General features: G+C 59.4%; 12 protein-coding genes. 3 read left to right on the forward strand and 9 right to left on the reverse strand.

The features are described 5' to 3' along the window. Positions 1 to 64 precede the first annotated feature (64 nt). Positions 65 to 475 (forward strand): hypothetical protein, encoded by a 411-nt coding sequence (locus ACR0AI_RS17015; protein ID WP_480669384.1) that lies wholly within the window; start codon positions 65 to 67, stop codon positions 473 to 475. 3 nt (positions 476 to 478) lie between these two features. Here the strand turns inward: ACR0AI_RS17015 and hemF are convergent, their stop codons facing one another. Genes hemF through clpS form a run of 4 tightly spaced genes read right to left on the reverse strand, consistent with a single transcriptional unit; the run spans position 479 to position 3536 of the window. Then, positions 479 to 1363 (reverse strand): oxygen-dependent coproporphyrinogen oxidase, encoded by an 885-nt coding sequence (gene hemF / locus ACR0AI_RS17020; protein ID WP_480675763.1) that lies wholly within the window; start codon positions 1361 to 1363, stop codon positions 479 to 481. 2 nt (positions 1364 to 1365) lie between these two features. Continuing rightward, complete coding sequence (locus tag ACR0AI_RS17025) at positions 1366 to 2166, reverse strand: SDR family NAD(P)-dependent oxidoreductase (RefSeq protein ID WP_480675765.1); 801 nt, start codon at positions 2164 to 2166, stop codon at positions 1366 to 1368. A 35-nt stretch (positions 2167 to 2201) separates the two neighbouring features. Continuing rightward, a complete protein-coding gene (locus ACR0AI_RS17030; RefSeq protein ID WP_480675767.1) occupies positions 2202 to 3167 on the reverse strand; it encodes a class I SAM-dependent methyltransferase in 966 nt (321 codons plus the stop codon). Between the two features lie 27 nt (positions 3168 to 3194). Then, on the reverse strand, positions 3195 to 3536 hold the full coding sequence (gene clpS / locus ACR0AI_RS17035; RefSeq protein WP_170378718.1) for an ATP-dependent Clp protease adapter ClpS: 342 nt from the start codon (positions 3534 to 3536) through the stop codon (positions 3195 to 3197). A gap of 93 nt (positions 3537 to 3629) precedes the next feature. Here clpS and ACR0AI_RS17040 point away from each other — a divergent pair, with 93 nt between their 5' ends. Together ACR0AI_RS17040 and ACR0AI_RS17045 are read left to right on the forward strand one after the other, a co-directional pair. Next, on the forward strand, positions 3630 to 4331 hold the full coding sequence (locus ACR0AI_RS17040; protein WP_480675769.1) for an HAD family hydrolase: 702 nt from the start codon (positions 3630 to 3632) through the stop codon (positions 4329 to 4331). A gap of 280 nt (positions 4332 to 4611) precedes the next feature. After that, positions 4612 to 6003 (forward strand): D-alanyl-D-alanine carboxypeptidase family protein, encoded by a 1392-nt coding sequence (locus ACR0AI_RS17045; RefSeq protein ID WP_480675771.1) that lies wholly within the window; start codon positions 4612 to 4614, stop codon positions 6001 to 6003. Between the two features lie 68 nt (positions 6004 to 6071). Here ACR0AI_RS17045 and ACR0AI_RS17050 read toward each other — a convergent pair whose 3' ends face one another. From ACR0AI_RS17050 to ACR0AI_RS17070, 5 genes are all read right to left on the reverse strand, one after another. Further along, positions 6072 to 7319 carry a hypothetical protein gene (locus ACR0AI_RS17050; RefSeq protein WP_480675773.1) on the reverse strand — a complete coding sequence of 416 codons (1248 nt, stop codon included), beginning with the start codon at positions 7317 to 7319 and terminating at the stop codon, positions 6072 to 6074. Positions 7320 to 7477: 158 nt separating this feature from the next. Continuing rightward, the gene (locus ACR0AI_RS17055; RefSeq protein WP_480675775.1) at positions 7478 to 8239 is read right to left on the reverse strand and encodes a LamB/YcsF family protein; all 762 of its coding nucleotides are present in this window, start codon (positions 8237 to 8239) and stop codon (positions 7478 to 7480) included. A gap of 12 nt (positions 8240 to 8251) precedes the next feature. Then, on the reverse strand, positions 8252 to 9250 hold the full coding sequence (locus ACR0AI_RS17060) for a 5-oxoprolinase subunit C family protein (RefSeq protein WP_480675777.1): 999 nt from the start codon (positions 9248 to 9250) through the stop codon (positions 8252 to 8254). Beyond that, positions 9250 to 9996 carry a 5-oxoprolinase subunit B family protein gene (locus ACR0AI_RS17065; RefSeq protein ID WP_480675779.1) on the reverse strand — a complete coding sequence of 249 codons (747 nt, stop codon included), beginning with the start codon at positions 9994 to 9996 and terminating at the stop codon, positions 9250 to 9252. Before ACR0AI_RS17065 ends, ACR0AI_RS17060 begins: the two co-directional genes overlap by 1 nt. Positions 9997 to 10166: 170 nt before the next feature. After that, on the reverse strand, positions 10167 to 10427 hold a 261-nt coding region (locus ACR0AI_RS17070), incomplete at its 5' end, for a hypothetical protein (protein WP_480675781.1).

Raw genomic sequence — 10427 nt, forward strand, 5'->3', positions numbered from 1 at the left:
CCCTCTCGACCCAACCTCCAATTGTGTTACTCTCATGGAACAGAGTTTATTTCAGGATGTTCAGATGATGCGTGTTGCCAAACTCATTGCAGCCTCGGCGTTAATTTTAGCACCCCAGCTTGCACAGGCTGTCGGTTTTGGTGTCAGGGTAGGGCCACAAAACCGGACCCAGATCACCCCGCTGGAGGGCGGCATCTATGAGGTCAAGGCTATCGGATCATCGGCGCCAGTGAACTACTGGTGCGGGATCGGCGATTTCGCAATACGTACGCTGGGTGTACCCGGCCCGACGCGCATTTATATCTATCGCGCCTATGAACCGGGCGTGCGCACGGTGCAATTCTCGCTGACGCCGCCTCCGGGCGCAGATACCGATCCGGGCTATTCGATCACGGTCAGAAAGGTCGGAGAGAATATGTCGGCGACCTCGGCGCAGGCCTATTGCTTTGACAACTTCATGGATTTTGGGTTCTGAGCCTCAGACCCATTTCGCCATGGGCGGCAGGCTCATCAGCACTGCGTCCGGATCGTGGCCTGTCTCAAGCCCGAACTTGGTGCCGCGGTCATAGACAAGATTATACTCTGCGTAGAGGCCCCGATGCACCAGCTGGGTGTCTTTGTCCGCGTCCGAGAAGCTCTGAACCCGGCGTTTTTCGACCAGCGGCAGGAAAGCGGGCAGGAAGGCTTTGCCGATATCCTGCGTCAGGGCGAAATCCGCCTGCCAGTCGTTGGTGCAATAGTCATCCATGAAGATACCCCCAACGCCGCGCGCGCGTTTGCGGTGGGGGATGTAGAAATACTCATCCGCCCAGTCCTTCAGGCGCGGATAGTGGCTTGGCCCGTGCGGGTCCAGATGTGCCTTCTGGGTCGCGTGGAAATGGGCGGTATCGTCGTCATATTCGATGCAGGGATTCAGGTCCGACCCGCCGCCGAACCACCAGGCATGCGGTGTCCAGAACATGCGCGTGTTCATGTGAACGGCGGGGGCATGCGGGTTTTGCATATGGGCCACCAGCGAAATGCCGGAGGCCCAGAAACGTGGGTCCTCGGTCATGCCGGGAATGCCTTTACGCGCGGCCATGGCCTGTTGTGCGCGTTCGCCCAAAGTGCCGTAGACGGTTGAGACATTGACGCCGACCTTTTCGAACACGCGCCCGCCCCGCATCACCGACATCAACCCGCCGCCCGCGTCCGAGCCGTCCTCGGACTGGCGTTTGGTTTCTTTTACTTCGAACCGCCCGGGTTGGGCGTCGGCAAAGGGGCCGCTATCGTGGCTGTCCTCCAGCGCCTCAAAAGCGGCAACGATATCGTCGCGCAATTGGCGGAACCAGGCTGAGGCGGTGGTCTTTTCGGTATCAAACATGGTCAATGCGCCGGGGCTGCGACAGGGTCCAGCAGGGTGCGGCCGCCGTCAATTGTCAGGATCTGGCCAGTGATGAAGCCTGCCGCGTCCGAGGCCAGAAACTGCGCTGTTTCTGTCAGCTCGGTCGGGGCGGCGATCCGGGCCAGAGGGGTGTGTTTCTCGATATCGTCGCGGAAATCGCGGTTTTCTTTCAGCGTTGATTGCAGCGATGCGCTCATCACCGACCCCAGCGCGATCGAGTTCACGCGGATACGGTTGGGGGCCAATGCAACCGCCAGCGAGCGGGTCATTTGATCCAGTGCGGCGGTCGAGACGGAATAGGCCATCAGGTCCGGATGGGTGCGCCGCGCTGCGATTGAGGACAGGTTGATGATGGAGCCCGCCGGGTTTTCATCCTCCTCGCCGGATTGTTTGATCATCCGCTTGGCCACCAATTGGCTGAGGCGCAGGGCGGGCATCAGGTTCTGGTTCAGCAAGGTGCGGACCGAGTCGTCATCGGGGTCCAGCGGATCGGACGGGATCACCTGACGCGCGCCGTTGATCAGAATGTCGACCTGATCGAACGCATCCAGCGTGGCCGACAGCAGGTTGGCGATGGTCAGTTTTTCGCGCAAATCACCGGCGAAATAGCGGATGTTGCCGTCATCGGCCTGCTCGCCCAATTCCTCGGCCAGCCGTTTTTCATCCATATCCGCAAAGACGACATTGGCCCCGGCATCTGCAAAATGCCGCCCGATGGCCAACCCAATGCCGTTGGCCGCGCCGGTTACAATCGCTGTCTTGCCAGCTATGGAAAAGGACATCCGAATCCTCCTGATTTGGGGCAGGTTAGCCGGGCTTAGGCCCGGGGGCGAGAGGCTTGGAACACCTTGAACCGATTGTCACCGGCGACTTCCTGAACCTGGGCGAAGGATTCGGCCAGTGTTGCCTCATAGGGCAGGTGGCGATTGGCAACCATCCACAGGGTGCCGTTGCGGGTCAGGTTCTTCGCGGCGGACTTGATGAAGCCTTGCCCCAACGCCGGATCGGCACTGCGCGAGGTGTGAAAGGGCGGGTTCATGATGACGGTGTCGATAGGCTCGGGCGCGGTCCAGGTCACCGCATCCGCCCAGTGAAACTGAGCGCGCGCATCGGGGACGTTTGCTTGCGCGCATGTCAGCGCGGCGTGATCAGCCTCAACCAGATGAAGGGCTTTGAGGCGCTCGTTCCGCAGCAGACCCGCCGACAGATACCCCCAACCTGCGCCCAGATCAGCCACGCGCGGGCCGATCTTGTCCGGCAAGGACTGTGCCAAAAGGGCCGAGGCCGGGTCGATCCCATCGGCGGAAAACACACCCGGAGCGGTCACGTAGCCATCCACGCTTTGCGTCTCGGGGGCTGCCCAATCGGCGAAGGCCTCGGCGTCGGCCTGAAACCAGAAGATCTTGCCATGGGCCTTTGAAATAGGGCCTTCGACGGCAACACGCTTGCGGATGTCTTTCAGAATACTGTCGACACCGTTGGTCTTGGCGCCATCAACCACGATTGTTCCGCTGGCATGGCTGCACGCCTGCTGCACCAGCGACCGAGCCAGCGCCTTGGCGCGCGGCAAGAACACCAGAGCATCGCTGCATGCCGCGTCAAGCATCGGTTTGGTGGCAAAGCCTTGACCCGCGAAATGATCGTGGAAAGGCTTGAACGGCTGAATCACCTGAGCCTCACGCGACAAGGCTGACAGATCCTCTTCGGGGGACGGGCCGATCACCACCAGCGGTTGCGACAGGGTCAAACCGCTGTTCAGGGCAAGATCAAGACGAGGGGACATGATAAATTCCGGGCGGCCCGGCCTGCGTTATTCTTCGCGTTCCATCGTGCATTGCAGCGGATGCTGATGCCGACGCGCGAAATCCATCACCTGACCCACCTTGGTCTCGGCGATCTCGTGGCTGAACACACCCACCACCGCGACGCCTTTCTTGTGCACGGTCAGCATGATCTCGAACGCCTGCGCGTGGGTCATGCCGAAGAAGCGCTCCAACACGTGAACGACAAACTCCATCGGGGTGTAGTCATCGTTCAGCAACAGCACTTTATACAGCGGAGGGCGCTTGGTTTTGGGTCGCGTCTGCAGCAGGACGGACGAGTCGCCGTCGTCATCCGATTTGTCAGACATCATCCAGGGGTTTTCCAGCATCGCGCGCAACTGTCCGATTTAGGCATTGGGTTTATCTGAGGGCTTATATAACGTTGACGCCGTCAGAATAAAGAGGCAGCGGACCCTTTCGGAATGGACAATAAACTGACCACAATCGCCTTCGATGCGGACGATACGCTGTGGCACAACGAGCGTTTTTTCCAACTGACACAGGCCCATTTCGCCCAATTGCTGGCAGACCACGCCGAACGCGACCACCTGATGGAGCGTCTGTTGGCCGCCGAAAAGCGGAATATCCAGCACTATGGCTATGGAATCAAAGGCTTTGTCCTGTCGATGATCGAAACGGCGATCGAGGTGACGGAAGATCGCGTTCCAGCGTCGGTCATCCGCCAATTGATTGACACGGGGCAAGAGATGCTGGCCCATCCCATCGAACTCCTGCCCCATGCGCGCGAGGCGGTTGAGGGCGCGGCCGAGACCCATCGCGTTATTCTGATCACCAAGGGTGACCTGATTGATCAGGAGCGCAAGCTGGCCCAATCGGGGTTGGGGGATTTGTTCGACGGGGTCGAGATCGTTTCGGAAAAGACGGCCGAGACCTATAGGACGATCTTCGAACAGCATGGCGAGGGCCCCTCGACCGCAATGATGGTGGGCAACTCAATGCGGTCGGATGTGGTGGAGCCGATTGCCGCCGGGTGCTGGGGCGTTCATGTCCCGCACGGGCTGGTGTGGGAGGTCGAGCACGCCGAAACACCCTCTGACCATCCCCGATTCCGAGAGCTGTCGGATCTTGGCGAACTTTCGGATCTGGTGCGCGCTCTAGGCTGATGTTGCCGTTCGGCCTCAGTTCCGGAAAAAACCACGCACCCTTTGCCTTGTTCCCGTCATCATCGCTCATCTGGTAGGTCGGTACAGGGGCTTCACCTATATATAGAAGGGGTTCGGCCCTCTCACGATGCGAGGAAAACCCCAGCTTTTGGTTTATTTTGCCTGGGTCCTGTGTTAGCCTTATCGATAATCAATAAATTTCATCCGACCGGGAAAACCCGGCGGAACGAGGCAGACAGAGGCAAAGATCGTGCAGAGTCGGTGGACAGTCCCGGCCCGGATGGGCGTATTCCTCACAGCGTTTATTTTGGTGCTTTCTTTCGCGCCGCTCAAAGCTTTGGCCGCGCCTTACGCGGCGATGGTGATCGACGCGCGAACGGGGGAGGTCTTGCACTCGCGCAATGCCGATACCCGCCTGCACCCGGCCTCACTTACCAAGATGATGACCCTCTATATCGCGTTCGAGGCAGTTCGGAACGGAGAGATCACGCTGGATACTCAGGTTCGCATCACGCGGGCGGCAGCGGCCGAGCCTCCGTCGAAGCTGGGCTTGCGCTCGGGCCAGACGATTGCGTTCCGCTACCTGATCCGCGCGGCAGCGGTGAAATCGGCCAATGATGCCGCAACGGCTATCGGGATTGCGATCAGCGGGTCCGAAGCCGCCTTTGCCCGCCGCATGACGCGCACGGCCAAGGCGATGGGGATGAGCCGCACGACCTTCAAGAACGCGCATGGCCTGACGGAGTCGGGGCACATGTCGACCGCGCGTGACATGACCACGCTGGGGCGGCATCTGCTGTATGATTACCCGCAGTATTACAACCTGTTCTCGCGCCAATCGACCAATGCCGGGATCAAGACGGTTCCCAACACAAACCGCCGCCTGTTGGCCGCGTATAAAGGCGCGGATGGGATCAAGACGGGCTATACCCGTGCGGCGGGGTTCAACCTTGTGGCCTCGGCCAAGCGCAAGGATGAGCGTATCATCGCAACGGTCTTTGGTGGAAAATCTGGGGCCTCGCGAAACGCCAAAGTGGCTGAGCTGTTGGATCTCGGGTTCCGCCGCGCCCCGTCGCGCGCCCCGATCCGTCGCCCTGCGCGCCCCGCTTATGCAGGCAATGCCGGTTTGGGCGGCACGCAAGTTGCTCGTTTGACCGGCGCACCCAAGACCAGCCTGCGACCGGCGATGCGTCCGACAGCGGCGACGCAGGTGGCCAGTGCTGTTGTTGATGCTGCCGATGAAAACCGCGACCGCATTAAGGACGGGATCGCGGCTGCCATTGCACAGGCGGATATCGCGCCGACTGCACCTCCGGTCGAAAGCTCGGATACACGCCCGGCCTTGCGGCCCGACAATCTGGTGCTGGCCTCGACCCAACCGGCCGAGCAGCCGGAGCCGGAACAAGAGGTCGTCACACGGCTGTCCACCTCGGGCGGGCATCTGTGGGGCGTGAATGTTGGCCGCTACACCACGCGCTATGAGGCCGAGAAGGTGCTGCTGAAAACTGCCCTTTCCGAGATGACAGCGCTGGACGGCACGCTGCGCAAGGTCAATCAAAGCTCTAAAGGGTTCGAGGCCACGTTCCAGGGCATGACCCGTGAACAGGCCGATCTGGCATGCCGCCGCCTTCAGGCGCGCAATGTCACCTGTTTCATGATCGGGCCATCATAAGACCCGACATATACTCTCCTGATGGGTCTGGGCTGCGAAACCTCGCAGCCCTTTTTTTTGAAACCTGTTCAGTCGAACACATGACCGTGCTCGTATTGTTCATCCTGCCCGGCGGCGGCGGTCAGCGCCGCGACATTGTCCTTGGTGAAGAACCCGTCGTACTGGTGGCACCGTTCGATGTACTCGGTGATCAGCAGCGTGTTCTTTGAGTGCTTTGAAAAGATCTGTTTCAAGTTGGGATCGTCTTTGCATTCCCCCACCACATGGGCCAGGAACGGCACGCCCTTGTTTTTGAGCGTATTGACGACGAAATCCACGTTCTTTTCGCCCGCCCCATGGTCGCCATCCTGAATCTCAACCGCCATATGATGCAGGCGGCGGCCGAAATTGCGCACGAAATCCTCGGTCGGCATTGGCAGTTTGGCAAATGAGTTCACGAAGGAGGGCGTGTTGTTTGCCGTAAACACCTTGGCCGGGGATTTCTTGTCGTCATCCACATTGGCGTTGCGGTTCACATTGGTCGACGAGTTCATGTCGAAGATGTTGTACGCCCCCCAGAAGTAATAGGGCACCATCGTCAGAAACTCGAGGATCGCATCTTCCCGCTCGCCTGCCAGCACCCGGGTGGCAAGGTGGTCGATCCCCAACATCAGCGGCGCAATTTTCGAATCCGTGCCGAAGGTTGCAGCCTCTTCCAATCGAGCTTTCTCGGTATCACTCAGCAAAACGCGATCGCCAAGGCCAAGGCTGTCGGGGTCGTTGAAATCCAGGGTGGAATAGCCAACGCGGTTGCAGGTGAAATCCGACGGTGTGGTAAAGCGAAATCCATCCAGCGTGTAGAACGGGTTTTCCGTATCACCTGAATATTCAAACCGGATGTTCTGCTCTTCGAGAGTTTTGCTTAGCTCTTTCAGATCGCAGGCGGCAAAAACCTCACCCACATACCGCGTTTGCGGGGTCGGGCGGGCCAGAGGATACATCCGGTTAATGCGCGGGATGAAGTCCTCGAAACTGTCGCTCAGCGGGGCCATCAGGATCAGCGCTGGGTAGTCGGGATGCGAATGCAGGACCGCGAACTTGTGTGTCTGTCCTAGGTAACTGGCCGAGTGGCGGTAGGGCGTCATCACATAAAGCTCGACCATCGTATCGAACAGCGCTGTGGATTCGACCTGGATGACAATCGCCCGCATCGGCCCGACCTGATCCGCGACGCCCGAGCTGGTCCTGCGCTCGTAGATCATCGGAAGGTATTCGTGAAAGAAGTCCGAGTTCTTCTTGTCACCTCGGGGGGTGTAAGACATCAGATCGAAAGACATGTGCGCCTCCTTGCCGGGCATCTGGCGGCGAGCGCGGGGCCGGCCAATAGCGTTGCTAGAAATACGGTATTCAGAACATGCACTTGCGGACATGCTATGCGCTCAACCGAATTCAGGCAACAGCGATAGGATAGGGACCCAGGATTACAGGCAGATGTCTATCGGGTGAACTTTGTCACCTCGACCCCGCCCTTGATCAGGTTTTCCCGCACCGACCGGGCGATCTGTACGGCAGTCGGGCCGTCCCCATGAAGACAGATCGTGTCGATGGACGTCTCCAGCCGCTTGCCGGATTCGGTGATGATGGCCCCTTCGCGCACCATGTTCAGGATGCGCGGGCCGGCGATTTCAGGGTCGTGGATCACCGCGCCGGGCACGCTGCGATCCACCAAAGTGCCATCGTCGTTGTAGGCTCGGTCGGCGAAGATCTCGCCCACCCATTTGCAGCCAAGCTCTCGTACGGCGTCTTCCTGCTTGGTGACCGCTAGTACCATGATGATGATATCCGGATCGACATCCAGCGCACCTTGGTAACAGGCGCGCGCCATATCGAGGTCGACCGAGCACATATTGGCCAAAGCGCCGTGCAGTTTCAGATGCCGCACCTTTGTGCCAGTGGCTGCGGCCATACCCAAAGCCGCGCCTAGCTGATAGCGCACCAGATTGCGCAGGCTGTCATGGGGCACTTTCATATTCCGCCGCCCAAATCCCTGTAGGTCAGGAAAGCCGGGATGCGCGCCGATACCCACATTATTCTCGGCGGCCAGTGTCATGGTCTTGGCCATTACATCCCAGTCGCCGGCATGAAACCCGCAGGCGATATTGGCGGATGTAATGATCTTCAGCAGGCTTTCGTCATCGCCCATCTTCCAGGGGCCAAAGCTCTCGCCCATATCGGCGTTCAGATCCACGCGCGGCATCAGATAGTCTCCTTAGTCGGTGGCAGAGATCACTCCGCCGATCAATTGGTAGGACAACAGGTCCGGGATGTCATGAGGGTCGCGGACCAGAGGCTCCACGCGGCCAGGAAGGCGCGCAAGATCCGCGCGAAACGCAGCATCAATTTCGACAGCCTGTTCAAGAGTCACGAATTCAAACCGAACCGTCCCGCCCGCCGGGGTCTGCGCCGCCTTTGGCATGTCGCAGGGCAAGACGTTTGCAATCCGGGGGTAGCCTCCGGTCGTCTGGCATTCGGGCAGCAGAATGAAAGGGTTGCCTGTGCCGGTCATCTGAATGTCTCCGGGCGTTATCACCTCGGACAGGATATTGAGCTGATCTTTGGCCGCAAAGCCCGGTCCGTCACTTTCCAGCTGCACCCCCATACGGTTGGCCCGCGCGCCGCGCGTGAACTCTGTCTGCGCAAAGCGATCCAGCGTTTCATCATCGAACAACGCGGTTTGAAAGCTGGCGACGACGCGAAGAGTGCCGCCGTTGAACCGGCCCGAAGGGGACAGCTTCATTCCACCATCGCCCGCAGCCTTCCCGGCGGGCAACACATCACCCACCGCAACGGCGCGACCGATCTTTGCCGTCAGATGCGTCGCACGCGAGCCGAGGAACGGTTCGGCCTCAATGCCGCCCTCCAAATGCAGGTAGCCGTAGTTGCCCTGAACGGTCGCACCGATCGTTAGCGTTTGCCCTTGCTCAAGAACATGGGACGCGTTCCAGACGATCGGGGATCCGTCGACACTTGCCTGCATCGTGGCACCGGTCAGAGCGATCCGCGTGCGTTGCGTCGCTTCGAACGTGCCACCCATGCCTGCAATTTCCAGCGCGGCTAGATCGGGGCTTTGTCCCAGCAAGGCTGCACCCTCATGCAGCGCCAGAATATCTGCTGCTCCGGAACGAGAGAGACCCTGATCCAAATAGCCGATACGCCCCTGATCCTGAACCGTACAAGCCGGACCAATGCGATGAACCATCAGAGTCATCAGGCGATCTCCTGATAGGTTGCGCCACCTAGGCCGTCACCGTTATAGGCGCGGATTGCCTCAAGCTCATCACGCGACACAGAGGTGAACTGAAGTTCATCACCGGGCCGCAGGGTAAATGTTTGGTCCTTATCGGGCTGAAAGCACCGGAACGCCGTTTGGCCAACATGCCTCCACCCGGTCGGGGTCGGGCCGGAGAACAGAACAAACTGCGAGATGGCCAGTACGAGAGCGCCCTCTGGCACCATGGGCGTCAGCTCCTGCAGGCGCGGTATATTGAACTCGGGCCCCAGCGGCCCGAGATAGGGTTGCCCCGGCGCAAAACCGATGGTCAGCACACGCACTTGTGTCTGACTAAGCCGCCGGACAACCTCGGCCGGGTCCAGCCCAGCAACACGCGCGGCGTCCTCCAGTTGTGGGGCAAGGTCTGTGCCATATACGGTTGGCACCCGCCACAGTCTTCGACCGTGTGGCAGAGGGGCAGAATACCAGTTTTGTTGGTTCAGAATCTGCTGCAGTTGGCTTGTGATCTCGAGATGTGAAACCACTTGAGGGTCAAAGCGAACATATGCAGACCCCAGAGAGGCCGATGTCTCTATAAGCCCATGCAGCGCTAAGCTGTCCACTTGCGCACGAAACGCCAGGGCCGCCCGGTTTGCGGCCTCATCCATCTTGTCTGAAAAAGTCACCAAAGCCCCGTCGAGCCCGACAGTGCGTACCAGTGGGTAGGAAAGACCTTCAGTCATAGGTGGGCCGAGATTGGATCGTGTCTTGTCATTCGGGAACCAGACCGCATCCCAATGAAATGCGCAAGTAGAGGAAAGAGTGATACACACCGACGCGCAAAACGGAGTTTTTGAAGCCTATCACCGGATTCGACTCGCGGGCGTGAGTCGGGCTTTATTGTATCCGTGGGTCAACTTTGCCCAAGATGTTGTGGTTTGACATTATGGGGTTCTGGTCGGGCTATGGTGTTCCTTGGATGACGTACCTGAATCTGGCTGTCTTGGCGCTTGAAGGCATTCATTAAATCTTTGATTTTAAACTTATAAATTAGAATTCGCAAAAAAATGCGCCGATATGTAATTTTCCGCTTGCGGCTTTGTGGGGTAAACCTTAGAACCCCCTTCACCGGCGCTGCTGAGGCGCTGGGGCGCTGCGGAAGCGGCGGGGACGC

It is taken from the genome of Ruegeria sp. BG3 (assembly GCF_056538485.1).